Raw genomic sequence first — 25,457 nt, forward strand, 5'->3', positions numbered from 1 at the left:
GCTCGAAGCCGGGGCCAACCGCCTCGGCACGTCGTCGTCCGTGGCCGTCTGCGGCGGCCGCGCCCCGTAAAACCCGGAAGTAGCCATGTCCCGCGACAGTATCAGGGATATCCCGCTGCCCGCCGACATCGAGGCGGAATCCTTCCGCATTATCGACAGCGAAGTGCCGCAGCCGCGCCTTATGACGGGGGCGAGTGGGAGATCGTGCGCCGCATGATCCACACCACGGCGGACTTCGAGATGCTCGACCTCGTTTGTTTCCATCCACAATCCGTGGCCAACGGCGTTGCGGCTCTCAGCAGGGGCGGTCTCGTCGTTACGGATACGGAAATGGCCCGAAAGGGCATTCCTGTTCGGCGCATGGATCCGCTTGGTTGTGAAGTCCGCTGTCTGATGAACGATCCCCGCGTGGCCGAGGCCGCAAAGCGAAACGGCACCACCCGCGCCTTTGCTGCCGTGGACTTCGCGCTCGATGAGCTTCATCCGTCCGTCTGGGTGGTGGGCAACGCTCCCACCGCGCTGATCCGGCTGGTGGACCGCGTGCGCGAGGGTGCGCCCGTTCCCGACTTGGTGGTCGGCATGCCGGTCGGGTTTGTCAACGCTGCGGAGTCCAAGGACTACCTGATGGATTCCAGCATCCCGCACATCGCCGTCAAGGGGCGCAAGGGCGGCTCTGCGCTTGCTGCCTGCGTGGTCAACGCATTGGCAGAGATGGCCCTGCGCAAGTCCCGATAGACCCGTCATTCTTTCCAATACGCTCCAAGTTTTTCGTCTCTTCGCCGGAAACCGTGATAAACCGTATATCGGACGGTTGTCTGGCGGCTTTCCCGTTGCAAATTCGTTCCTGTTTGCCTTGCTTTGACCATAAGACAGTGCTAGTGGCGAACTATTACTGTTTCAAAGGCCTTGGGGATTAATTCTCATTTTGGATTGAGGTTATGGCAAAAAAGAAGAAGGGACAGAGCAAGGTCACGGTCTATCCGGACTGGTGCAAGGGTTGCGGTGTTTGTGTGTCCTTCTGTCCGGCCAAGGTGCTTGAGCTGGACGAGACCGGCAAATGCCACGTGGCCAGGGAAGACGACTGTATCCACTGCGGGTTCTGCGAGCTGCACTGCCCGGATTTCGCGATCGTGGTCACGGACAAGAAACCGAAGGACGAGCAGGCCTAGGCCGCTGACGAGGAAGTTCCAACCATGGCAAGACGCAAGAAGAAACAAGAGATTTTCGCGCTCGGCAACGAAGCGGTGGTCGAAGGCGCGCTCATCGCCGGCTGCACGTTCTACGGGGGCTATCCCATTACCCCGTCCTCGGAGATCATGGAGATCATGGCCTCACGGCTGCCCGCCCACGAGGACGGCGTGTTCGTGCAGATGGAAGACGAAATCGCCAGCATGGGCGCGGTCATCGGCGCATCGCTGGCCGGAAGAAAGGCCATGACCGCCACGTCCGGCCCCGGCTTTTCCCTCATGCAGGAGCACCTCGGGTACGCCTGCATGGCCGAGGCACCCTGTGTGCTCGTGAACGTCATGCGCGGCGGCCCCTCCACAGGACTGCCCACCAGCCCGGCGCAGGGCGACGTGTTACAGGCCCGCTGGGGCACGCACGGCGACCATCCGATCATCGTGCTCTCCGCCGCCGACGTGCAGGAATGTCTGGAGATGACCATCAAGGCCTTCAACATGGCGGAAAAATATCGCACGCCGGTCATTCTCCTCATCGACGAAATTACCGCGCATACCCGTGAGAAGATCGAGCTGCCCAACCCGGGCGACTACGAGATTCACAGCCGCGTGGTGCCGTCCATGCCGCCCGAATGGTACAAACCGTATGAAGAGACCGTGCGCGGCGTGCCGCCCATGCCGCCCATCGGCTCGGGCTACCGCTTCCACGTTACCGGCCTGACCCACGACCGCAACGGCTATCCGACCTCCCGGCCGGATGAGGTGGACGAACTGATGCAGCGGATGCACCGCAAGATCGACCAGTTCTTCTACGACATCCAGCTCACCGAGGAGACCACCTGCGACGATGCGGACGTGGTTGTCGTGGCTTACGGCTCCGTGGCCCGCTCGGCCGAGTTTGCCGTGCAGCAGGCCCGCGAGTCCGGTGTCAAGGCCGGGCTTCTGAAACTTCAGACGCTCTTCCCCTATCCGCGCAGGGCCATGGAAAAGCTTCTGGCCCATGCCAGAACGCTGGTGGTGCCGGAAATGAACATGGGGCAGATCTCCCGCGAAGTGAAGCGTGTCAACATGGGCCGGGCATCGGTTCGTACGATCAACCGTGTCGATGGCCAGATCATCACGCCGTCCGAAATCCTCAAGGTCATCATGCAGGGGTAGCGCCATGAACGAAGTCACCGGAAACGAAATCATTCATCAATATCTGAGGCATAACAAGAAGTTCCCCCACGTGCTCTGTGCGGGGTGCGGCCACGGCATCGTGCTCGGGTCCCTGATCCGCAGCGTGCATTCGCTGGACATCCCCAAGGACGACGTCGTCATTGTCGCCGGGATTGGCTGCTCCGGCAGGCTGGCCGTGTATGTGGACTTCAATACCATCCATACAACCCACGGCAGGGCGCTGACCTTTGCCACGGGCATCAAGATGTCCAACCCCAAGCTCAAGGTCATCTGTATCATGGGCGACGGGGATGCGCTGTCCATCGGCGGTAACCATCTCATTCACGCCGCGCGGCGCAACATCGGCGTCACCGCCCTGATCCTCAACAACAACATCTACGGCATGACCGGCGGGCAGAGTTCCCCGGCCACGCCTAGCGGCAGCACTTCCATGACCGCTCCGTTCGGCCAGTTGGAAGAGAGCTTCGACACCGTGTCCCTCGGGCAGGGGGCCGGAGCCAACTACGTTGCCCGCGGCACCGTGTTCCATGTGCAGAAGCTGGAGCGCCTCATGTGCGAGGCCATCACCAAGCCCGGCTTCAACATGCTCGAAGTGCTCACTCCGTGCCACACGCAGTACGGCCGCAAGAACAAGTTCAAGGGCCCTGTGGACATGTACAAGTGGCTCAAGAAGACCGCGGTCCCGGTGGAGCGGTATCAGGAAATGAAGGAAGAGCAGCGCGGGGACCGCATCCCCATCGGCGTGTTCACCGACAAGGGCAACCCCGGACTGGAGGAACGCTATTTCGGCCTGAAGAAGGAACTGCTCGCCAAGCAGCAGGCAGCGGAGGGTAAGTAAATGAAACAGCCCATGGAACTTCAGCGATTTGAAATCCGCTTCTCCGGTCTTGGCGGACAGGGCATCATCACTCTGGGCAAGGTCATGGGCGCGGGGCTCGCGCTCGGCCACGGCTACAACGTCACCCAGACCCAGAGCTACGGCCCCGAAGCGCGTGGCGGCTCCAGCCGTTGCGACCTCGTGGTCAGCTCCGGGCGCATCAGCTTTCCCAAGGCGGAAAGCCTCGACCTGCTGGTGGCGCTCTCGCAGGAAGCGTGCAACGCCTATTATCCGTACCTCAAGCCCGGCGGGGTGCTGGTCATTGAGTCGGACATCGTGAAGCAGCCGCCGACGAACCACTACCTCGGGCTGCCGTTCACGCAGCTTGCCAAGGACAAGGTCGGTATCGTGCAGGCCATGAATACGGTGGTGCTTGGTGCGCTGACGCACCTGCTGCCGTTCACGGTGCAGCGCGTGATGCGCAAGAGCATGGAGGAGACGCTTCCGGCCAAGATTCGCGCCGTGAACGTGAAGGCCTTCAATCTCGGGCACCGCGAGGCCAAGAAGCACTTCGGCGAAAGCCCGGAAGTATGGGGCGTGGCACCCGAAGAGTAACAATCACCCGCCAGTTATTGGAAAATTGAAAGAAGCCCCGGACCACAGAGTCCGGGGCTTCTTTGTCGTATGAGTACTCTCACCCCTCGGCACCCGCCGAAGGCAAGATTGGGATTCCAAAGGGTTATGACCCTTTGGCCGCCGGAGGCGAAATCACCAGACAATCCGCCGCAGGCGGAACCTATTTCTTCTTCTGGTCTGCAGCAGTCGTCCGCACCGGACGCGCCGAGCCGAAGGACTTGAAGGCCGAGGACAGAAAACGCTTGCGGTCGCCGGAGGAAAGGGTGGGGCGGTTGCTCATGGCTGTCTCCTTATGCGGCTTCGAGTTTTTCGAAGTTGCTTTTGATCTTGCGGTAGAGGCCGGTGTCGGTTCCGGCTTCGCGCTCGGTGATGCTCATTGCGAGTTTGAAATTCGTGGCGGCTTTTTCGACGAACCCTTGGGTCTGCATCACGAGGGCGAGGTTGTTGCGAATTTTCGCCTCGTTGAGTGCGGAGCGAAATGCTTTGCACTTGTCCAGCGCCTGCGTGAGAAGAAACTGGGCGTTCATGTAATCGCCGTCGGAAAGCGCTTTCATGCCTTCCTTGTTCAGAACACCGACGAGTTTTGCCTGACTCATTGCATAGCCTCCCGATTTTGAATGAAGTTTGGCCGGGACCGGTGGGGGACCGGTCCCGGCTGGGTACAGGAGGAATGAGTGCGTGTTTCGTTTTTCATGCGTTCGACGTTTGGAGGATTGTCGTGCCTTGTTGACTCTTTGATAGTGAAAATCGTTTTCAACGTCAACACGTTTTTTCAAAAAAACTTGGGAAGGCGTGATTCGGCTAAAATGTGGTCTTGACGGTGGGCTGCATGCTCTCGCCCGTGTCGGGTGTGTTGAGCAGGTCTCGGATGCGTTCGTTGACGGGCAGTGACCAGGCGTGGGCGGCGGCCACAACATTGTCGCGCATTCTCACGACCTTGGCGAGGACGATGATGGAGTCGTCGCTTACTTCGTAGGCTCCCTTGAGGACAGAGGGTTCCAGCGAGTATCCTTCTTTGCGGACCATGATGTCGTCGTCGGTGTGGGCGGCGGCTTTTTCGTCGAACATTTCCACCGCGTTTTCCGGCGGTGCGCCCTCGGCTATGCGCCAGCCGCGCTGGACCAGCCGGATGCCGAGCTGGTTGGCGATGACTTCACCAAAGGGGCTGTTGTCGGCGGGGTTTTCCATGTTCGTGAAGCGCTGCACGTAGACGGGGGATTCCTTGGGCAGCAGGGCGCGGTTGACCTCGCTGTTCAGGGTGTCGGCCATCTCGTAGATGATGTTGACGACCGGCTCGCCTTTTTCGGGAAACACCGGGGTGGCCGTGGTGGGATCGTCAAAAACGAACTCGTAGGTGGATTTCGCGCCTTCCTTGATGGTGGAACAGCCGAAAGCGAGCGCAGTGGCCAGCACGAACGCAAGAAAGATGTGAACCGCTTTGAACATGGGCGTATCCTCTGATTGTGTTGCGCGGCAACGTGCGGGGCCCTCCCTGCTGTCGCGCCGTACGCTTCTGATCGGCAGTCTACTCGAAATCCTTTAGAATTTCCTCAAGAAGCTGCCCCATGGCGCTGGATGCTCCCTGCGCTGCGGCGAGCACTGCCTCGTGGGAGGTCTGCTCCATGCAGTCGGGCAGGTTCTTGTTCGTCAGGCAGGAGAAGGCCAGCACCCGCATGTTCATGTGCGTGGCGGCCATGGCCTCCAGCGCAGTGGACATGCCGATGGCGTCGGCTCCAAGCGCTCTGTAGGCGCGGGTCTCGGCCGGGGTCTCAAGGTTCGGCCCCGGCACCTGGACGTAGACGCCGCGTTCCAGCCGGATGCCCAGACGCAGTGCTGCCTCTTCGGCTCGGATCACGAGACGCCTGTCGTAAACGCGGCTCATGTCCGGAAAGCGCGGGCCCCACTCTTCGTGATTGTCTCCGGTCAGGCAACTCGCGCCGCTGAAGTTGATGTGGTCGGTAATGACCATGGGGCGCCCGTCTCGAACTGCGGGTTCAGTGCGCCTGCGGCATTGGTGAGGATCACGGTGTCGATGCCGAGCTCGAAAAAGACCCGGATTCCATGCACCACTTCCTGCGGAGCAAACCCTTCGTAGAGGTGGATGCGACCGTTCATGACGGCCACGGGAGTCCCGGCCAGCGTGCCGAAAAGCAGCCGCCCGGCGTGTCCTTCCACTGTGGATACCGGAAAGCCGGGGATGTCTCCGTAAGGAATCTCGTGTTCGACCTTCATGGCATCCAGAATGCCGCCAAGACCCGAACCTGTAACGATCCCTGCTCTTACGGGTTGTTTTTTTCCCACTTTTTCCTGTATATACCCTATAGATTGCAGCACAGTCCTGCGTATGCTCATGGATTCTCCCTGTTCGTGGACCCGGGCTGTGATCGAGACATAGTAAGCGACAACCTACCGGATTGTAACTGTAAATTCGGAATAAGGCGGGTTACCGAATGGATATTGCCACCTTACTCGGGCTCATCGTCGGCCTCGGCCTCGTGGTCGGTGCCATCATCATCGGCGGTGCCGTTGATGTCTTTCTCAACGTTCCCGGCATGATGATCGTCGTGGGCGGGACCCTCGCCTCCATCATGGTCGCCTTTCCCTTTGAGGAAGTAGTACAGGCCATCAAAGCGGCATTCAAGGTTTTTCACCAGCGCAAGACCCGCGCCCGCGATGTGGTCAACATCATGGTCAAGGTAGCGGAAATCAGCCGCCGCGAAGGGCTTCTGGCCCTTGAAAACGTGCAGACCGAAAACATGGTTCTCAAGAAATCCTGCCAGCTTATCGCGGACAACGCCGATACACAGCTCATCCATGCCACGCTGGCCATTGAGATCAATTCCATGCGCCGCCGCCATCAGGTGGGGCAGGACGTGTTCAAGCGGCTCGGCAGCCTCGCCCCGGCCTTCGGGATGATGGGGACGCTCATCGGCCTCGTGCAGATGCTCTCCCGGCTGAATGATCCCGCCTCCATCGGTCCGGCCATGGCCGTCGCCATCCTGACCACTTTTTACGGTTCCGCGCTCTCCACGCTCATCTTCATCCCGCTGGCCGCCAAGCTCAAGGCCCGCACCCTGCAGGAGCAGCTCAACCTCGAGATCATCTTCGAGGGCGCCAAGTCCATCCTTGAAAACAACAACCCGAGACTCGTTTACGAAAAGCTGTCGTCGTTCCTGTCACCTTCGGAACGCGGGGAGTAAGTCGTGAAAGACGAAAAGCTCGATATCTACGAGATTCCGCAGGAAGACGAAAACGAGGGCCAGCAGTGGCTGACCACCTTCGCCGACCTCTCCATGCTGCTGCTCGTGTTCTTCATCCTGCTGTATTCCATGTCGACCATCGACACGGCCAAGTTCTCGGAAACGTTCTCCTCGGTTACCAACGCGCTTTCTGGCAAACTGGATAAAATCTCCACCAGCCGCATAACCCGCGACGAGGCCGGGGTGCTCATCGATCAGGCCCTGATGCGGCGGCAGATCATCGAATCGCAACGCAAGGTCTTTGCCGAGGTCAAGACCCTGCAGACCACCAAGGGCCTCGAAGGCATTGTCAGCGCCAACTTCGAGGACGGGGTCATTACGCTCAGGGTCCCGGGCGACGTACTCTTCGCCACGGGCCGCGTCACCCTCAGTCCAGAGGGCCAGCAACTTGTGGCTCAGCTCAGGGAATTCTTCATCCAGCATCCGGACCAGACCATCAAGATCACAGGCTACACCGATAACACGCAGCCGAGTGGCAGAGGCCGCTTCAAGGACAACTGGGAGATTTCGGCAATGCGGGCGGTCAACGTGCTTCGTCTGCTCTTGAAGCTGGGCATTGAACCCTCCCGATTGACCGCGACAGGGCTTGCAGACATGAATCCCCTTTACCCCAACACGACTCCGGCTTACCGTGGTAAGAACAGGAGAGTGGAGTTCGTGCTTGAAAAACGGGTGACCGGAAGGTAATGGGAACCGCCGGACTGGGTTCCGGCACCGAGGTAACCAATGGATTTCAAGATTTCCCTACCAGATGCTGAGGAAAAACTACGCCGGGCGTTCAGGACCCGCGTGCCCGGGTTGACGGCCAATTTTCTGGATCTCGGCGTGTCTACGCCGGTCAAGGATATTTCCGCCACAGGATTCGCGGTGCAGGGAAGCGCCGGAATGAAAGAGAACTCGGAACACACAGTCCGCCTCCTGCTCAACGACAAACTCTTCCTCGGCGACATCCGCTGCACGGTCATCCGCGTCGTGAAGAACGGCATCGTGGGCCTCAACTTCGAGGAGCTTGACCGTAAGCAGCAACAGCGGCTCGACAAGCTGGTTCTTGAAGTCCAGAAGCGGCTTATTGCCCTTCGCAAACAAAAACAGAAATAGATAACGGAGCAGCGTGACGCAACGCATTCTCATCGCCAATCGCGGCGAGATCGCCATTCGCATCATGAAGGCCTGCCGCAAGCTCGGGCACGAGTTCGTGGTTCTTTATACAGATGCTGACGCCGAGTCCGGGCATGTCGACCTTGCCCGCGAACTGGGCGGGCCGCGTTCGCTCTACAGAATCCAATCCTACCTTGACGCCAACGAAGTGCTCTCGGTCGCCGACGTGGCCGAGGCCACCGCCGTGCATCCCGGCTACGGGTTCTTTGCCGAGGATTTTCGCTTTGCCCGGCGCGTGGTGCGCCGCGATAGTCCATTGACCTTCATCGGTCCGTCATGGTGGGTCATCCGTGACCTCGGGGACAAGATCAACACCAAGCGCATTGCCCGCAGCCTCGGAGTGCCGACCATTCCCGGCTCGGACCGGCCCATCTACAGCGAGATGGAGGCCGAGGAGATCGCCCGGAATCTGTTTGCCTTCCAGCGCGATCAGGGGCTGGTGAATTCCTGCGTATTGGTCAAGGCTTCCGCGGGGGGCGGGGGCATGGGCATTGAGGAAGTGGAGGACCCGGACCAGTTCCGTTCCACGTACCGCCGCATCCGCAACTATGCCAAAAGAAATTTCAACGACGAGGGCGTGCTCATCGAGCAGCGCATCTTCGACTTCAACCACCTTGAAGTGCAGGTGTTGTCCGAACGCGGCGGCGAGCGTCACGTGCATTTCGGCACCCGCAACTGCTCGGTGCAGTCCACCGGCATGCAGAAGCGCATCGAGGTGGCCCCAGGGTTCGTCCCGGACGAGTTGGGATACGCCTTCAATGCCGCCAAGGTGTTGGAAGACATTACCAATCACTCACTGACCATGGCCGCAGACGTGGGGTATGACTCGGTGGGCACCTGGGAGTGGATCGTCACTCCGCGCGGCGAGCCGTTCCTCATGGAGGTAAACACCCGCATTCAGGTGGAGAACGGCGTGTCCGCCGCCATTGCCCGCATCGGCGGCCATGACGGCACCGATCTCATCGCCGAGCAGATTCGCATGGCCTTCGGCGACGGCATGGGGTACGCTCAGGATGACATCACCTTCGACGGCGTGGGCATAGAATACCGCATCATCGCGGAAAACCCCGCCCAACGGTTCGCTCCCTGCTCCGGCACCATCACCCGTTTCTCATGGACCGACCAGCCCTGGCTGACCATGCACACCCAGATCCCGCAGGACCGAGAGTACGAAATCCCAATGGAGTACGACCCCAACCTCGCGCTGGCCATCATCCACGGCGCCGACCTGCGCGAAGCCAAGGAGCGGGGCACGGCCTTCCTCGACAGTCTGGTTCTTGAGGGCCGGGCCGCAAGCGGGTTCAACACGAACATAGACTTCCTGCGCGAGAAGACCGCTTCGCTGCTGGAGTTCTGATATGGACAGCGAAAAGAGAATTCAGGCCCTGCGAGACCGGCTTGCCTACGCCCGCGACGTGGTGGGCGAGGGACAGTCCGGAAGCAACGTGGCCGTTCTTCAGGCCAAGTTCGACGAATTTCTGCAAAAGGTGCAGTCCGCGCCGCAGCAGGATCACAAGCGCGACCTGCGGCACATGGAGAGCCTCTGCGATTTTCTGGAGATGAAGCTCGACCAGAGCCTCACGCCCATGGACCGGGTGCGCATCGTGCGTCATCCGCAGCGCATCTGCCTCAAGGATATTCTGGAAAACGTCTACGACAACTATTCCGAGATCGGCGGTGAGGGCGAGTTCAGCATCGACCCGAGCATGGTCATTGCGCGTGCGTATCTGACGCGCCGGGTGGGGCAGAAGGTCATCAACCAGTCCGTCATGGTCATCGGGCAGGAAAAGGGGCACGGCGAGGAGTACCGCAACGGCGGGTCCGTGAAGCCGTGGGGCAACGCCAAGGCGCTCCACTACATGAAGGTCGCCGAAACCGAGAACATCCCCGTTCACACCTTCATTTTCACTCCCGGCTCCTATCCCATCGAGGACTATCCCGCGCTGCACAGCAGATCGCCAAGAATCTTTATGAAATGGCCGACCTGAAGGTGCCTGTGGTTGCCACCATCTCCGAAGGCGGCTCCGGCGGAGCCGAGGCATCGGCTTGGCTGACGGTCGCATCATGCTCTCCCACGGGTATTATTCCGTCATCTCGCCCGAGGGGGCGGCGGCCATCGAGGGGCGTTTGCGCGGCGGCGCTCGGGCCGGGGGAGACCTCGTCGAGAAGTGCGCCCGGCAGCTCGGCATCACCGCCGAGGACAACCTGCGAAACGGCTACGTGGACCGGGTGCTCAACGAACCGCCGCTCGGCGCGCGGCCGTACCATTACGACTTTTTCCGCGACCTCAGGCGCGAGCTTATCCAGACCACCAACGAGGCCGTGCTCGGGGTCAAGTCCATGCGGCTTTTCCGTGCACTGGCCCTTAAGCAGCAGAAGCGCAGCAACCACGATGCCGAGAGCATCTTCGTGCGCTGGAGCCTCTCCAAGAGAGCCCGTCAGCGGCTGGTGGAGAAACGGTGGCAGAAGTTTCGCGACATGAGTCTGCATGCGCATCAGGACACCCGCTCCGTTTTCAAGCAGGCCATGGAGTCCTGCGAAAACGCCGGTCTGGCCTTTGACTCGTTCGTGCGGCACGACATGTTTGGCAGGCACAAGAAAAAGCTGCGAGGGTTCTTCGAGGAACTGAACGCGGAAGTGCATCTGGTCAGCGAGCGAGTGGTCAAGCCGGTGAAGCGGTTTGTCACACGCTCAGGCGACGAGGATGCCCCGGCTCCGGACAAGGCGGCCCTGCAGGATTTGACGCGCCTGTCGTGTCCCGAGGACGGTGCCTGTCTTACAGACGACCAATGGGCGTGGGTCAGCCCGAGGAGCCGCGACGACCGGGCCATATCCTGTGCCAATGTTCGCACGCACGATTGTCAGGACATTTGGGCACCGGACCTGTTCGGCGAATTCGCCGGGGTCTGCCCCAACTGCGGCCACCATTTCCCCATGGAGTACCAGTGGTATCTCCATAACGTCTTCGGGTACATGCGCTCCCGCGAGTTCGGGCGAGAGATCGTCTCCACCAACCCGCTCGGCTACGAGGGGTTTGACGGCAAGCTGGATCAGGCCAGAGATCGCACCGGGCTGGATTCTGCCTGCATAACCTTCGAGACCGCGCTTGACGACATCGAGACCGTGGTGGCGGTGTTTGCCGCACCCTTCCGGGGCGGCACCGTGGGCGCGGCCGAGGGCGAGAAGTTCATCCGCGCCTGCGAGCGGGCCATGAAACGCCGCTATCCGCTCATCGCCTACGTGCACGGCACCGCCGGCATCCGCATTCAGGAGGGCGTCAACGGCGTCATCCAGATGCCGCGCTGCACGCAGGCCGTGCGTCGCTACATAGACGCAGGCGGACTCTACGTCGTGGTTTACGACACGAATTCCTATGCCGGTCCGGTGGCCAGCTTTCTCGGCTGCTCGCCGTACCAGTTCGCGATCCGCTCGTCGAACATCGGCTTTGCCGGACCCGGCGTCATAACGGAAACAACGGGTATGGAAATGCCGCCCAATTATCACAAGGCGTACCTCGCCCTGTCGCGCGGGCACATTCACGGTATATGGGATCGCCGCGAGCTCAAGGCGAATCTCCACCGCGCGCTCTTGACCATGGGTGGCCGCAACCTCTATTATCGCTGACCGCCGCAAGGCAGCTCATCATGAAACCTATCCGGGAGGAGAATCCCGTGCTGAACGTCAAGGAACTGCTTGAGGAGATCAAGGCGTCTCCCTACAAGGAAATCGTTGTCCGCGCCCCGCATACCGGGGTTGTGGAGTTCGCGGAACTCGCCGTGGGTGATGCCGTTGTCGGCCGCTCCGGCACCTATCAGGAAAAGCCCGGCACACCGCTGGCGACCCTGACCCGCGAGAAGAACCGCAAGCCCATCAACGCCCCGGAAAAGGGCGAAGTGCAAAGCATCCGCACCGAGCTGGAGGGCCAGTTCGTGGAAGCCGGAGAAGAACTGCTCACCATCCGCCACTTCCTGACCAGAAAGGAAGTCATCGAGCTGATTCTGCAGCAGGCGCTGCATCTCTTTCGCGCGCCCGAACGCGCCAAGTACTACTTCATTCCTGAAGTGGACCAGAAACTGAAAGTCTCGGGCAAGCGCTCCGTCAAGGTGCACGACGGGATGGACATGCTCATCGTTTCCCGCATGAAGCGGGAGACGCCGCTGGCCTACTCAGGCCCGGACGGCATCATCTATTCCGTCTATTTTCATCGCGGGGAGAATGTCGACGCAGGCGAACCGCTGCTCGGCATCTGTCCCGAAGACCAGCTTTCCACCATTCAGGACGTTGTCACCCGCGTCCAGAGCGAGTGGGAAGAGGAGTAATCATCATGGGCAGGCTGTTGCAAGTCCGCGTATCCGCATGGACCTTCGACGAGAAGGCCGTGACCAAAGAGTGGCCCGCGCTCTGTAATCTGGTGTGGGAGGAAGGCACCTTTTCCACGCCCAAGCGGGGTGTGATGGAGCTTGCCGAGGCCGTGCATACGGCCTGTCAGGCCGGGCTCGTGTCCGACGAACAGGTGGCGGCTCTGGAGGGAAGTGCCGGGGATGCTTACCGTGCGCTCGAGGCGCTCAAGGAGTTGCTGGCCGACTGGAAGCCTTCGGAGGCGGACAAGCAGACCTATGCGCTCGAAGATGCGCTGGACCGCCTGGAAGACATCGCCGCCAAATTCTGATATGCGATAGCCAGCAGTTAAACGATCCAAGGAGCAATCATGGCTGGAAGCCTCAATAAAGTAATAATCATCGGCCGTCTCGGTCGCGACCCCGAACTTTCCTACACTACGGGCGGTCAGGCGTTGGCCCGTCTTTCCGTGGCCACGGACGAAGGCTACCGCGACCGCAACACCGGCCAGCGCGTTGAGCGCACCGAGTGGCACCGCGTGGTGGCATGGCGTCAGGCCGCCGAATTCTGCGGCAATTACCTGAGCAAGGGCCGTCTGGTGATGGTCGAAGGCAAGCTGCAGACCCGCAAGTGGCAGGATCAGAACGGTCAGGACCGCTGGTCCACCGAGATCGTCGCCGACCGCGTGGACGGTCTCGACTCCCCGCGTGACGGCCAGCAGCCCCCCCGCCAGCAGGGCCAGCAACAGGGCCAGCAACAGGGCGGCTACCAGCAGGGGGGTCAACAGGGCGGCGGATATCAGCAGCCCCAGCAGCCCCAGCAAGGTCAGCAGGGCGGCCAGCAGCAGCCCGAGGAAGACCTCGGCCCGGCTTTCCCGTCCGAGGCCAGCGGCATGGACGACGTGCCGTTCTAGTCGAAATAGAACATTCAAGTTCTCAAAAAGCGAGGGTGCTCCGGCACCCTCGCTTTCTTTTTAGGTGTCCAACTCTTCCAGATTCATACCTTTGGTTTCAATGGCGTATTTTCTGGTGATGAACGCCCCGAAGAGGGAAGTGGCGACCAGAATGTAGAGCAGGGCCTGCGTGCCGATGTCTTTGAGCAGGACCGGGAAAAGAAAAGCCGTGAGGACTGCGCCGATCTTGGCAAACGATGCCGCTGCGCCCGCGCCCTTGCCGCGGATTCGGGTGGGGAACACTTCTCCGGCCAGCAGGTAGGTCATGGCGTTGGGGCCGAGGTTGGTCATGAAGTTGAAAAGCATGAAACCGCCGAACAGGAAGAGGGTGCTCGCCGTGCCGGTGGTCTGCAGTGAAAAGGACGCCAGCAGCAACCCGGCAGCGCAGCCGAGAAACCCTATGAATTGCAGCTTGATTCTTCCGATCCGGTCGACCAGCAGCACGGCCACGACGATCCCGACGATCAATAGAATGTCTATGACTGCCGCACCTTTTGCCGCGACCATGTCATTGTGAATAATCGCGGCCACCGAGTGCGGGTGCTGCGTTTTGGCCCCGATGGCCGAGGCGATGATGGTCGGCGTGAATATTCCTATGCCGTATGTTCCGAGGTCCTGAAGAAACCACGGTACCGAGGCCAGAATTGTCGAGCGCCGGATTTTGCCCCGCAGCAGGTCGCGGTAGCTGCCGTTATTGCCTTGTTCGTCCGCCTTCGGGGCGGACCGCTCTGTGGAGAGGGATATCTCCTGCGGATACGGCGGGTCTCTGTGCAGCAGGCGCAGGGTTTCCTGTTCCGCATCCGTCTGTTTGCCGCGGGCAAGGAGCCACTGACCGCTTTCCGGAATGAAGAACCGGCCGCCCAGCACAAGAAGCGCGGGGATGATTGCGGTGGCGTACATGTATCGCCACGAGCCGATGTCCGGAGCGCCTGCAAGGATGAAGTAGCCGATGGCAGTGCCGGTCAATGCGCCGAGTGCCTGAAATGCGAAGGCGCTGAGCACGAGCCGTCCCCTGCTTTTGCTGGGGATGCTTTCGGAGATGACCATGTGCGCGGTGGGGTAGTCGCAGCCGAGCGCCAGTCCCATGCCGAAGAGGAAAACGAGTGTCAGCAGATAGTTCGGGCTGATGACCATGAGCGCGAGAAAGAGCGTGAAGATGACCATCTCGATGATGAACATGCGCTTTCTGCCGTAGGTGTCGGACAGGCTGCCGAGCGAAGTGGCGCCCACGAGTATGCCGAACAGCGTGGCCGCTCCGAGGGACCCCTTTGCGGCTGCGCCGAGGTTGAACTCCAGCATGATGAGCGGCAAAGCCACGCCGGTCATGAAGACGACCAGCCCCTCGAAGAACTTTCCCGCCGATGCGAGCAGCCAGATGCGTTGCTGCATCATGGTCAGCGGCGCAGACGGGCAGCGTGTTCCGTCCGGCCACAGAGGGGTCTCGTCGATGTATTCCTGAATGGTCTGCGGTGCTGGCATCTGCGAATCTCCAATGGATTGATGGCTCATGGGGCAGTGTAGCACTGAAGGCCGCCCCTTATGGACAGCCGTGGCGAAGGTTCACATGATTGTAATGCGAAAGCGCCGGAAGGGGAAACGGAACCGGCCTTCACACAGGTCTGCCGGGGGTGATCACGCAGGGTGCTCAGGAAGAGCCTTTCATGGCCGTTGCGGTGATGAGCGAGAGCAGGGTGTCCATGTCCACGGGTTTTGGCAGGTAGTCGTCCGCACCTTCGGCGAGGAATCGCTCCCGGTCGCCCTTCATGGCGTGGGCGGTGAGGGCGATGATCGGGATGTTCGGGTCTGCCCCTTCCACTTCACCTGCACGGATGCGCCGGATTGCTTCCAGACCGTCCATTTCCGGCATCTGTACGTCCATGAGGATACAATCGAAATGTGTGTTGATCAGTGTGTCAAGCACCGCGGTTCCTGTCTCCACCGCCACGACGGAGTGCCCCGCCTTTTCAAGGAAGCGGCGAGCGGCAATGCAGTTGATTCGGTTGTCTTCCGCCAGCAGGACATGCAGCGGTCTGTCCGTCACGGGAGACTGTGAGAAGAGTGTTTCGGATGCGGCCTTTTCCGGGCAGAGGCGCAGGGGGATCCAGAACGATATGGTGGTTCCCTTGCCGGGTGCGCTGGAGAGGGATATTTCGCCGCCGAACAGGGCACAAAGTCGCTGGACGATGCCAAGGCCGAGGCCGCTGCCCCCGAACACGCGCGTATAACTGCCATCGGCCTGCGTGAACGGGGAAAAAATGAGTTCCTGCTTCTCTTGAGCGATGCCTATGCCGGTGTCCTGTATCGTGAATTGGAGGTGGTACATGCCGTCTTCGGCCTCCTGTCCATCGGCTCGGACAGTGACGCTGCCCTCAAGGGTGAATTTGACCGCGTTGCCAATGAGGTTGAACAGAATCTGGCGCAGACGGACAGGGTCGCCAAGAAAGGCGCGGGGCATTTTTTCGGGCATGTCCAGAGTCAGGTTGATGCCTTTGAGGCGGGCATGCTCCGCGAATGAGGCGGTGATGCCGGTAAGGAGTTCCGGCAGCTCGAAGTAGGTCTCCTCGAGTTCGGTCTTACCTGCTTCAATGCGGCTGAGGTCCAAAATGTCGTTGATGATTTCAAGGAGGCTGTCGCCTGCGGTTGTGGCGTGGCCGATGAGTTCTTCCTGTTCCGCAGTTGGGTCGGTGTCGGCAAGAAGCTGGAGCATGGAGAGCACGCCGTTGAGCGGTGTGCGGATCTCATGGCTCATGTTGGCGAGGAATTGGGACTTGGCGCTGTTTGCTTCCTCGGCCTGCCGTCTTGCCCGACGCAGGTTGCGCTCCATCTCCTTGCGCAAGAGCGCGCCGCCGATGATGCGCGAAGCTGTGTTGAGAGCCTCGATCTCGCCGTAGCTCCAATGTCGTTCGCTCACGCAGTCGTCAAATCCGATGAATCCCCACCAGCGTCCGGAAACATGGATGGGAACCGCTAGCACCGACTTGATGTCCTGTCCCTCTAGCGCAATCCGTTCCGATTGAGGAAATTCACTCACAATGCCGCTGATGACATTTCCGCGTCTGAGTTGCTCTTTCCACCGTTCCGCGCCCGCTTCCTCATATGGCAGGTCCTGGAGCGAGGGATTGTCGATCTGGGGCTCGATCTCCGCTGCGGCCCATTCGTGCAACTGATTCATGCACAGCCGTTCCTGTTCGTCTTGGCTATTGCGGAAGATGTAGACGCGGCTGACTGAAGCGGCCTTGCCGAGCAGTCGTAGCGAGTCATTCAGCTCTGTTTCCCAATCGGTGCCGCGCAGAAGGTTTTCCGCCATTTTACTGACCGCGCTGAGGATCGCGTCCTTGGATGCGATCTGTCGTTCCTGATCCTTGCGCTTGGTGATGTCTGTGGCGATTTCAAGGCGGGCGAGGCGACCATCCGGCCAGTATATGGCGCGATCCTCGATAAGATACCAGCGTCCGTTTCGGGTATTCCTGAATTCCCAGACAACAGGTTCACCGGGCTCCCCATCTTCGGTCAGCAGGGCGGCGTTGGTGCAGAAGGGGCACGGGCCTGTCTGCCCTTCCTGCATTACTTTCCAGCACAGCTCGCCGATCATCTTCCTCCCGTTCCCGACAGCTTTGATTGCTTGTCGGTTGACGAAGATGATCCTGTTGGTTTCCAGATCTGTCGCGTATACCACGGCATCAAGGCTGTCGAGAACCGTCACAAGGCTTCTGAAGCCGATGCTCTCGTCGCAAAACGCGTCTGCTGCCGTTGTCTGGCCCTTGTATAGCTGTGCCATCTATCGGTCCCGGTCACAAACTGTACCCTTTTGAACTAGGAGTAATTCCTAGCGCTTCAGTCGGCATTATAAGATGACGGATACATGAAACCCATCCGCAAGCAATTATTATTTTACCTTTTTGGAATATCGGGCAAAGAAAGCGTTGTAAACAAGAGTGAGAAGCACGGCATATACAACCGCGCCTATACCGATGAGGGCGTCGTAGAATTTGGGAGCGGTGAGGGCGAGGCGGATGAGCAGCGTGGCAAGGGCGAATCCCGAGTTGCGGAACACGGCCCGGAATTGGGGCAGGAAGCGTTGCGAGACCAGAACAAGAAGGATGTCGCTGAAGATCAGGACCGTGAAAAAGGCGTGGAAGAATTCAAAGGTGGGCTGTCCTGTGGCGAAAAAATAGACATTTTTCACCCCGAGGAAGACGAAAATGCCGAGCAGGCACAGGGCGACGAGTTTCTTGGCGGCAACGAAACGGAAGAGTGCCTCTCCGCGTCGACCTTCGTCGTCGAGCTGCCTGTTTATGAGGATGTATACCCCGAGCACCGCGAAGATTATCAGCGCGCCGCTTGCGTCGGACACGATGCGCAGGAGCGCGTCCATGTGTCCCTTGAGCAGGATGGGTTCGGGGAATTCGGCCAACTCCTTGAAGGAGCTACGCAGCAGAATGAGGGCAAGAATCTCGAACTGTTTGCCGAGCGCGCGGGAAATGGAGCAGGGCAGGGTAAAGATCAGCCCGATCACTTCAAGCACAAGTACCAGCGTGAAGGCCAGGTTGATGGCCATGTAGTGGCTTGTGGGGGTGGCTGCGGCAAGTTCGGGCGGCAGGACGCCCTGCCGGTTCAGCTCGATGGCCAGCAATCCGAGTATAAAGACAAGCACAAGCCCGCCAGCAACGGCCCGCTGGGTGCGGTCGTGCTCCCAGATATGGTGCAGGGGGTCGAAGGTGTAGGTCCCGAATCGGTAAATCCGGTCCATGAAGCCTTCCCGGACCTGTGCCAAGCCAGTGTCCATCCTAGACCTCGAAGAGCATCTCAAGGTCGTCGCGCGTGAGGCTCTTGAGCGCGGACTGGCCCGGGATGATGGCTTCGGCGACGTCTTTTTTCTGCTCCTGCAGCTTGAGGATCTTTTCCTCGACGGTGTTCTGGCAGATCATCTTGTAGGCGAAGACCTGACGTTTCTGGCCGATGCGGTGCGTGCGGTCGGTAGCCTGATTTTCCACCGCCGGGTTCCACCACGGGTCGTAGTGGATGACGTAGTCCGCGCTGGTGAGGTTCAGGCCGGTGCCGCCCGCCTTGAGCGAGATGAGGAAGATCGGGATGTCCGGGCTGTCGTTGAAGCGGTCCACCTGCTCGAAGCGGTCCTTGCTCGCGCCGTCGAGGTAGCAGAAGGGGATTTCCTTGATCTGCAGCCATGAGCGGATAACGTGCAGCATCTGCACGAACTGCGAGAAGACGAGCACCTTGTGGCCGCCCTCGATGATGTCGCCCACGAGGTCCTTGAAGGCGTCGAACTTGCCGGAGGGCAGGTTGGTGTCCACGCCGGGCATGTCCAGCTTCAGGAGGCGCGGATGGCAGCAGATCTGCCTGAGCTTGAGCAGCGCGTCGAGAATGGACATCTGGCTCTTGGCCAGCCCTTTTTCGTCCACGTCCTTGAGCACCTGATCCTTGAGCTTCTTGGCAAGCGCGTTGTAGAGGTCGCGCTGCTCGTCGATGAGGTCGCAGTAGTGCGTGGTCTCGATCTTGGGCGGCAGGTCGCGGGCAACCATGTTCTTGGTGCGCCGCAGGATGAACGGCTTCACGCGGGAGCGGAGGTAGTCGAGCGTTTCCTCGTCCCCGTCCTTGATGGGCTTGACGATGCCGCGCTGGAAAGAGTGCTGCGAGCCGAGGAAGCCGGGCATGAGAAACTCGAAGAGCGACCAGAGCTCGAAAAGGTTGTTCTCGATGGGCGTGCCCGAGAGGCACAGCTTCATGTCCGCTTCCAGCTTGCGCACGGAGCGGGCCGTGATGGTGTTCGGGTTCTTGATGTTCTGGGCTTCGTCAAGAATGACCGAGGCGTACTTGTACTTGAGCAGCTCGTCCAGATCGCGGCGAAGCAGCGCGTAGGTGGTGATGACCAGATTGGAGTCCTTGATCTTGGCGAACAGGTCCTCGCGCTTGGTGCCGTAAATGGTCAGGCGCTTGAGCTCCGGCACGAACTTCTGCGCCTCGCGCTCCCAGTTTGGCAGCACCGAGGTGGGCACCACGATGAGGTTCGGGCCGTTTGCGCCCTTTTGGGTCATGGAGAGGATGAACGAGAGCGTCTGGATGGTTTTGCCGAGACCCATTTCGTCAGCGAGGATGCCGCCAAACCCGTAGTCGCGCAGGAAGTTCAGGTAGCTCAGGCCGTCCACCTGATAGGGGCGCAGGGTGGCGTTGAGCCCCGTGGGCTGCTCCACGTTTTTGATTTCCTGGAAATTGTGGATCTTCTCCCGCAGCTCCACGAAGAATTCGTCCGTGCGCGTGTTGGGGATGTCTTCCAGCAGTTTGTCCAGCACCGGGGCCTCGAACTGCTTGAAGGTTGTCTGGGGCGGCTTTTCGGGGTCGTACCCGAGCGCCTTCAGTTTGTAGCCGAGGCGTTGCAGCCACGACTCCGGCAGCGAGGTGTACGAGCCGTCCTTGAGCTGCACGTACCGCTTGCCCTGCGTCCACGCCTTCCAGATTTTGTCGATGGGCACGCGCTGGTCGTCGTATTCCACGTTGAGGTCGAGGTTGAACCACTTGTTTTCCTCGTCGCTCTCCACCTCGGCCACGATCTCGGGCTTGGAATTGCGGACCTTGTAGCGGGTCAGGTTCTTTTCGCCGAAAACGCGGTAGGCCTCCACCAGCATGGGGTAGTAGTCCAGCAGGAAGTTGATGGCCTCTTCCTGCTCCATGAACCAGATATGGTTGCTGCGCGGCTGGAATCCCATGTCGGCCAGCTCGGCCAGCAGCATGGCTTCCTCTTCCTGAGCGCGCCGGATGAGGTAGCTCTTGCCCTCGTAATGGTAGGAGCCGGTCTGCAGGTCCGGGTTGGGGCCGGGCAGGGAGAACTCGCCGTGCTCGTTCTCGTACATGTTCTGCACCTTGAGGGTGAGCAGGCTGCCTTCCTCGTCAAGGTAGAGCTTCGGGTTGTACGAGGCTTCCTGAAATATCGGGCCCACGCGCTCAAGGAAGTCGTCGTGCCCGTAGAGGTCGGAGACCGGAATCTGTGTCCAGACGCGGTCAAGAAATTCGGAAATGTCGGCATGAGGGATGATGGGGACCTGCTCCACCATGTCCTGAACGAGCTCGGGGTCCAGTCCTGTCTGCACCGGGTAGAAGGCCTGCTTGTAGTAGACCCAGAGCGGCAGACGGCCGTAGAAATAGATTTCCTCTTCTCCGGAAATGGAGAAGGGGACCTGATCCTCGCGCGCCAGCAGGGTGTCGAAATGCAGCCCGTCCTCGCTCAGGTGCGGGGAGAGCTTGAGCTGCATGGTTTTGTTTTCGATGCGGATGGGCTGGTCGGTCTCGCGCAGGTAAAGGTAGTATTCGTTCTTGACCGCGCGGAAGAACCACGAATGCAGCCCTGCGGGAATCTCCACGCGGTGGCCCCAGTATTCGAGGTAGTGGCCGATCATGCCAGCCACGCGGGGCAGGGACGGGGAAGTGTCGCACCAGTCAGGGTTCTCGACGATCTGGTGCAGGGTGACTTCGTTTTGGACCGAGGAAATGCCGGACTTGTTCTGGCGGGCGCGGTAGAAGGCCACCTGCAGGCGTCCCGGTTCCGGGTACAGGCGGTAGATGATGTAATGCTTGCCCGCCTCCGGTTCCAGCTCGGTGGCGAAGAAGGGGCGGAAGGTCTGGTGCCAGTCGGTTCTTGGCGTGGGGATGTCCTCGCCCTTGTCGCTATTGACCGAGTGGCTGAGCTTCAGGACCGTGGCGGCCACGTGCTTGCAGACGCCGGAGAAGGACTCCGGGCAGTTGCAATAGTAGTTGATGGTCTGGTCGCCGAGGTTCAGCCCTACTTCCGAGGAGTAGTTCTGAAAGTCGTCGCCCTGGACCATTCCGTCGATGTCCCAATACTGTTCGCGTTTCTTGAGATCGAGCTTGCTCACGCCGTTGGTGGCAACAATCTCCTGAGCCATCTCCAAAATGTATTCGGGGATGGTGTCTTCAATGAAATCGTGAAGTATCGTTTTGACGATTGCTTCTTCGCCGTTTGCCATGCCGGACAGACTCCTTGCGTCCGTTTTGTCCTGGACTATCCCTTCCGTGTCGGGAGTTTATTCCCTCTTCCTTTTGTCAGCGCCCTTGGCTTTTGTGCCACGATGGTTAATACTGACGAAACGTCCCGCGTGTATCCGAATTTATATGGTCAAAACAAGCTCTTTTGGCAAGAAAAAATGAGACTGAGCCTTCTTCTTATATTGGTCCTTGCATGTATTCCGGCCCCTTCGCTAGCCGAAGAACCGGTCTACGGGGGGCGCATTGTCGAGCCCATGCTGGGGCGCATCACCAACCTGATCCCGCAGCTGGCAACGGATGGGGGGTCCCATGCCGTGGCCAGTTACATCTATGTCTCGCCGCTCAAGTACAACAAGAATATCGAGCTTGTGCCCTATGCGGCCGAGTCTTTCGAGGTGCTCGACGGTGGCAAGCACCTCAAGTTCATCCTGCGTGACGACATCCGCTGGACTGACGGCGAACCGCTCACCGCGGACGATGTCGAGTTCACCTACCGCCTGATGACAGACCCGGACACTCCTACAGCATACGCTTCTGATTGGAATGCGATCAAGGAATTCCGCAAAACGGGCCGTTATTCTTTTGAGGTCTTCTACGAAAAGCCGTTCGCCCGCTCGCTGGTGACGTGGGCGTCCGAGATACTGCCCAAGCATCTGCTGGAGGGTGAGGACCTCGTGAAGACCGAGCTTGCAAGGAAGCCTGTCGGGGCCGGTCCCTACAAGCTCAAGGAGTGGCTGCCGGGTCGGCATGTCACCCTTGAAGCCAATGACGACTTTTTTGACGGCAGACCTTACATCGACGAGGTGCATTACCGCATCATATCCGATATCTCAACCCAATTTCTGGAACTCAAGGCAGGGAATCTGGATTACATGGGCCTGACCCCGCTCCAGTATCTGCGCCAGACCACCGGAAAACGCTGGGATTCGCGCTTCAACAAGTTCAAGTACCTCTCCTTCGGCTACACCTACCTCGGGTTCAACCTCCGCCATCCCTTTTTCAAGGATAAAACGGTGCGAAAAGCCCTGAGTTACGCCATCGACAAGGATGAGATCGTCAAAGGGGTGCTCTTTGGTCTCGGGGTCCCGGCCATCGGTCCGTACAAGCCGGGCACATGGCAGTATAACGATGACCTCCACGACTACGGCTATGATCCGGATAGAGCGCTGGAGATGCTTGCCGAGGCGGGCTGGACGGATTCCGACGGTGACGGCTGGCTGGACAGGGACGGCAAGCCCTTCTGGTTCACCATCATCACCAATCAGGGCAACTCAAAGCGGGCCAAGTGCGCGGTCATCATCCAGCGTCGTCTGCGCGACATCGGCATCAAGGTCGACATCCGGACCATAGAATGGTCCTCGTTCATCGCCGAGTTCGTGGACAAGGGCCGCTTCGACGCGGTCATCCTGAGCTGGAACATTCTGCAGGACCCGGACCTCTTCAATGTCTGGCATTCCTCGCAGGCCGAAAACGGCGGCCTGAACTTCGTCAACTACAAGAACGCCGAGCTGGACGAGCTGCTCATAGAGGGCCAGCGAAGTCTGGATCAGGCTCAGCGGCAGAAAATCTACCATCGGGCGCAGGAAATACTTCACGAAGACCAGCCTTACGTGTTCTTGTACGTCCCGTATTCATTGCCCATAATCTCCGCCCGGATACATGGCGTGGAACCCGCGCCCGCAGGCATCAGCCACAACTTCATTCGCTGGTGGATTCCGAAAACCATGCAGATGCGAAAACAATAGAACATGATACGAATTACCGACATTACCGACCGGGTAGCCAGCTACATCGACAACCCGGACCTTGAACTTCTCCAGCGTGCCTACGTGTTTGCGGCTCAGTCGCATGACGGCGTGGTGCGCCTTTCCGGCGAGCCGTACATTTCGCACCCCATGTCCGTGGCCAACCAGCTTGCCATCATGCAGCTGGACGAAGCCACCGTGGCCGCCGGGCTGCTGCACGACGTGGTGGAGGATACCGAGACAAGCATCGACGAGATCGAAGAACTCTTCGGTGAGGAAGTGGCCGACATCGTGGACGGTGTCACCAAGATCGGGAAGATGCAGTTCGAGTCCAAGGCCGTTGCTCAGGCCGAGAACATGCGCAAGATGATTCTGGCCATGGCCGAGGACATCCGCGTGCTCATGGTCAAGCTTGCCGACCGCCTGCACAACATGCGCACGCTGGAGCACATGAAGCCCATCAAGCAGCGCATGATCGCGCAGGAGACGCTCGACATCTACGCGCCGCTGGCCAACCGCCTCGGACTGCACCGCATCAAGACCGAGCTTGAGGACATGTGTCTGCAGTACCTCAAGCCGGACGTGTACGAGCAACTCTCCGACGCCGTGGCCCAGCACCGCTCCTCCGGGCAGGAGTATATCGACAAGGTCATCGGTCTTGTTTCGGGCATGCTCAAGAAGAACAAGATCAGGCACCGGGTTTTCGGCCGCACCAAGCACCTGAACTCCACGCACCAGAAGATGGAGCAGCAGGGGCTGACCTTCGAGGAGATCTACGACCTCATCGCCTTCCGCATCATCGTGGATTCCATCAAGGACTGCTACGCGGTGCTGGGGCTCATTCACGCTGAGTGGAAGCCGATTCCCGGGCGGTTCAAGGACTACATTTCCATCCCGAAGGCCAACATGTACCAGAGCCTTCACTCCACGGTCATTGGCCCGGATGGCGAGCGCATCGAGTTCCAGATTCGCACCGAAGAAATGCACCGTGTGGCCGAATACGGCGTGGCCGCCCACTGGCAGTACAAGGAGGTGGGCAAGGGCAGCAGAAAGGGCAAGAGCACCGGCCAGCGCGACGCAGAGCGTTTTACGTGGCTGCGCCAGATTCTGGACTGGCAGCGCGAGCTCAACGACCCGCGCGAGTTTATGGCCTCCCTGCGCATCGACCTCTTTCAGGAAGAGGTCTACGTGTTCACCCCGCAGGGTGACATCAAGGAGCTGCCCGACGGGGCCACCCCCATTGATTTTGCCTACATGATCCACTCCGAGGTGGGGGACCACTGCGCGGGCGCCAAGGTGAACGGTCGTCTCGTGCCGCTGCACACCCAGCTCAAGAACGGCGACTCCGTCGAGATCATCACCGACAAGAACCGCGTGCCCAGCCGCGACTGGCTCAAGTTCGTCAAGACCGCCAAGGCCCGCACGCGCATCAAGCAGTACATCCGCACCATCGAGCGCGAGCGGAGCATCTCGCTGGCCAAGGAGCTGCTGGAAAAGGAAGGGCGCAGGCACGGCATCAACGTGCAGAAAGCCCTCAAGGACGGGCACTTCGTCAAGCTGGCCGAAGAGTTCAACTGCGGCAGCGCGGACGACCTGCTCTATCAGGTGGGCTTTTCCCGCTTCACCCCGCGCAAGGTGCTGCGCCGACTCTACGCCATTGTCCATGGCGGCGAGAAGCCCGAGCGTCCCGGCCAGCGTCGCCATCAGGAAGACAACAAGAAGCCCAAGTCCGACGGGCTGACCATCTCGGGCGTGGACAACGTGCTTGTCCGCTTCGCAAGCTGCTGCAACCCGCTGCCGGGCGAGCCCATCGTGGGCTACATCACTCGCGGCCGGGGCGTCACGGTGCACCGCGCGGACTGCCACAACGTCAAGAACTTCGAGTCCGAGCGGCTTCTGAGCGTTTCATGGGAAGGCGAGGAGGAACGCTCCTACCCGGCCAAGATCCGCATCCGCTGCCTGAACAAGCTGGGCATGCTCGGAAGCATATGCAACATTCTGGCGCAGGCAGAGGTGAACATCGACTCCGGCACGTTCCAGTCCAACGTGGACGGCACGTCCGATCTCAACTTCACGGTGGACGTCAAGGACCTCAACCAGCTCTATTCGGCGCTGGCAAAGGTCAAGTCCCTTGAGGCGGTGAAGGAGGCGACCCGCGTTTCCTAGCGGGAGGGG

The 25,457-nt window shown here is 60.0% G+C and carries 20 protein-coding genes and 2 pseudogenes; 15 read left to right on the forward strand and 7 right to left on the reverse strand.

What is annotated here, in order from left to right:
- Positions 1 to 213: 213 nt before the first annotated feature.
- From JCM12178_RS03880 to JCM12178_RS03900, 5 genes are all read left to right on the forward strand, one after another.
- The gene (locus tag JCM12178_RS03880) at positions 214 to 735 is read left to right on the forward strand and encodes a precorrin-8X methylmutase (RefSeq protein WP_439646690.1); all 522 of its coding nucleotides are present in this window, start codon (positions 214 to 216) and stop codon (positions 733 to 735) included.
- A gap of 203 nt (positions 736 to 938) precedes the next feature.
- Positions 939 to 1,169 carry a 4Fe-4S dicluster domain-containing protein gene (locus JCM12178_RS03885; RefSeq protein WP_054648936.1) on the forward strand — a complete coding sequence of 77 codons (231 nt, stop codon included), beginning with the start codon at positions 939 to 941 and terminating at the stop codon, positions 1,167 to 1,169.
- 24 nt (positions 1,170 to 1,193) lie between these two features.
- Positions 1,194 to 2,339 (forward strand): 2-oxoacid:acceptor oxidoreductase subunit alpha, encoded by a 1,146-nt coding sequence (locus tag JCM12178_RS03890; RefSeq protein WP_054648938.1) that lies wholly within the window; start codon positions 1,194 to 1,196, stop codon positions 2,337 to 2,339.
- A gap of 4 nt (positions 2,340 to 2,343) precedes the next feature.
- Positions 2,344 to 3,198 carry a 2-oxoacid:ferredoxin oxidoreductase subunit beta gene (locus JCM12178_RS03895; protein WP_054648940.1) on the forward strand — a complete coding sequence of 285 codons (855 nt, stop codon included), beginning with the start codon at positions 2,344 to 2,346 and terminating at the stop codon, positions 3,196 to 3,198.
- The gene (locus JCM12178_RS03900; RefSeq protein WP_054648942.1) at positions 3,199 to 3,792 is read left to right on the forward strand and encodes a 2-oxoacid:acceptor oxidoreductase family protein; all 594 of its coding nucleotides are present in this window, start codon (positions 3,199 to 3,201) and stop codon (positions 3,790 to 3,792) included. It abuts the gene before it with no gap.
- A 311-nt stretch (positions 3,793 to 4,103) separates the two neighbouring features.
- Here JCM12178_RS03900 and JCM12178_RS03905 read toward each other — a convergent pair whose 3' ends face one another.
- From JCM12178_RS03905 to JCM12178_RS03915, 3 genes and pseudogenes are all read right to left on the reverse strand, one after another.
- Positions 4,104 to 4,409: a hypothetical protein gene (locus JCM12178_RS03905; protein ID WP_054648944.1), complete on the reverse strand. Its 306-nt coding sequence runs from the start codon at positions 4,407 to 4,409 to the stop codon at positions 4,104 to 4,106.
- A 205-nt stretch (positions 4,410 to 4,614) separates the two neighbouring features.
- A complete protein-coding gene (locus JCM12178_RS03910) occupies positions 4,615 to 5,259 on the reverse strand; it encodes a FlgO family outer membrane protein (protein WP_054648946.1) in 645 nt (214 codons plus the stop codon).
- 79 nt (positions 5,260 to 5,338) lie between these two features.
- Positions 5,339 to 6,165, reverse strand: a pseudogene (locus tag JCM12178_RS03915) (purine-nucleoside phosphorylase).
- 98 nt (positions 6,166 to 6,263) lie between these two features.
- On the opposite strand from JCM12178_RS03915, the gene JCM12178_RS03920 reads away from it, so the two are divergent.
- The 8 genes and pseudogenes from JCM12178_RS03920 (at position 6,264) to JCM12178_RS03955 (ending at position 13,482) form a co-directional block, all read left to right on the forward strand.
- Positions 6,264 to 7,013 (forward strand): motility protein A, encoded by a 750-nt coding sequence (locus JCM12178_RS03920; RefSeq protein WP_054648948.1) that lies wholly within the window; start codon positions 6,264 to 6,266, stop codon positions 7,011 to 7,013.
- 3 nt (positions 7,014 to 7,016) lie between these two features.
- Positions 7,017 to 7,760, forward strand: coding sequence for an OmpA/MotB family protein (locus tag JCM12178_RS03925; protein ID WP_054648950.1), 744 nt, complete (start codon positions 7,017 to 7,019; stop codon positions 7,758 to 7,760).
- Positions 7,761 to 7,799: 39 nt separating this feature from the next.
- A complete protein-coding gene (locus JCM12178_RS03930) occupies positions 7,800 to 8,171 on the forward strand; it encodes a PilZ domain-containing protein (protein WP_054648952.1) in 372 nt (123 codons plus the stop codon).
- Between the two features lie 13 nt (positions 8,172 to 8,184).
- Positions 8,185 to 9,588 carry a biotin carboxylase N-terminal domain-containing protein gene (locus tag JCM12178_RS03935; RefSeq protein ID WP_284690198.1) on the forward strand — a complete coding sequence of 468 codons (1,404 nt, stop codon included), beginning with the start codon at positions 8,185 to 8,187 and terminating at the stop codon, positions 9,586 to 9,588.
- Position 9,589: 1 nt separating this feature from the next.
- A pseudogene (locus tag JCM12178_RS03940) lies at positions 9,590 to 11,855 on the forward strand (acetyl-CoA carboxylase carboxyl transferase subunit alpha/beta).
- 47 nt (positions 11,856 to 11,902) lie between these two features.
- Positions 11,903 to 12,550, forward strand: a complete 648-nt coding sequence (locus tag JCM12178_RS03945; RefSeq protein WP_054648954.1) for a biotin/lipoyl attachment domain-containing protein — start codon at positions 11,903 to 11,905, stop codon at positions 12,548 to 12,550.
- A gap of 5 nt (positions 12,551 to 12,555) precedes the next feature.
- Positions 12,556 to 12,900, forward strand: a complete 345-nt coding sequence (locus tag JCM12178_RS03950; RefSeq protein ID WP_054648956.1) for a hypothetical protein — start codon at positions 12,556 to 12,558, stop codon at positions 12,898 to 12,900.
- Positions 12,901 to 12,939: 39 nt separating this feature from the next.
- On the forward strand, positions 12,940 to 13,482 hold the full coding sequence (locus tag JCM12178_RS03955) for a single-stranded DNA-binding protein (RefSeq protein WP_054648958.1): 543 nt from the start codon (positions 12,940 to 12,942) through the stop codon (positions 13,480 to 13,482).
- A gap of 60 nt (positions 13,483 to 13,542) precedes the next feature.
- Here JCM12178_RS03955 and JCM12178_RS03960 read toward each other — a convergent pair whose 3' ends face one another.
- From JCM12178_RS03960 to JCM12178_RS03975, 4 genes are all read right to left on the reverse strand, one after another.
- Positions 13,543 to 15,000 carry an MFS transporter gene (locus JCM12178_RS03960; RefSeq protein ID WP_218185624.1) on the reverse strand — a complete coding sequence of 486 codons (1,458 nt, stop codon included), beginning with the start codon at positions 14,998 to 15,000 and terminating at the stop codon, positions 13,543 to 13,545.
- 166 nt (positions 15,001 to 15,166) lie between these two features.
- Positions 15,167 to 17,299 (reverse strand): ATP-binding protein, encoded by a 2,133-nt coding sequence (locus JCM12178_RS03965; RefSeq protein WP_054648962.1) that lies wholly within the window; start codon positions 17,297 to 17,299, stop codon positions 15,167 to 15,169.
- A 108-nt stretch (positions 17,300 to 17,407) separates the two neighbouring features.
- Positions 17,408 to 18,307, reverse strand: a complete 900-nt coding sequence (locus JCM12178_RS03970) for a hypothetical protein (protein ID WP_083465719.1) — start codon at positions 18,305 to 18,307, stop codon at positions 17,408 to 17,410.
- Position 18,308: 1 nt separating this feature from the next.
- Positions 18,309 to 21,518, reverse strand: coding sequence for a DEAD/DEAH box helicase (locus JCM12178_RS03975; protein WP_054648964.1), 3,210 nt, complete (start codon positions 21,516 to 21,518; stop codon positions 18,309 to 18,311).
- Between the two features lie 177 nt (positions 21,519 to 21,695).
- Here JCM12178_RS03975 and JCM12178_RS03980 point away from each other — a divergent pair, with 177 nt between their 5' ends.
- Together JCM12178_RS03980 and JCM12178_RS03985 are read left to right on the forward strand one after the other, a co-directional pair.
- On the forward strand, positions 21,696 to 23,282 hold the full coding sequence (locus JCM12178_RS03980) for a peptide-binding protein (RefSeq protein WP_083465720.1): 1,587 nt from the start codon (positions 21,696 to 21,698) through the stop codon (positions 23,280 to 23,282).
- A 3-nt stretch (positions 23,283 to 23,285) separates the two neighbouring features.
- On the forward strand, positions 23,286 to 25,448 hold the full coding sequence (locus JCM12178_RS03985) for a RelA/SpoT family protein (RefSeq protein ID WP_054648968.1): 2,163 nt from the start codon (positions 23,286 to 23,288) through the stop codon (positions 25,446 to 25,448).
- The last annotated feature ends 9 nt before the right edge of the window (positions 25,449 to 25,457 follow it).

This window comes from Salidesulfovibrio brasiliensis JCM 12178 (assembly GCF_001311825.1).
Taxonomy (GTDB): Bacteria; Desulfobacterota; Desulfovibrionia; order Desulfovibrionales; family Desulfovibrionaceae; genus Pseudodesulfovibrio; species Pseudodesulfovibrio brasiliensis.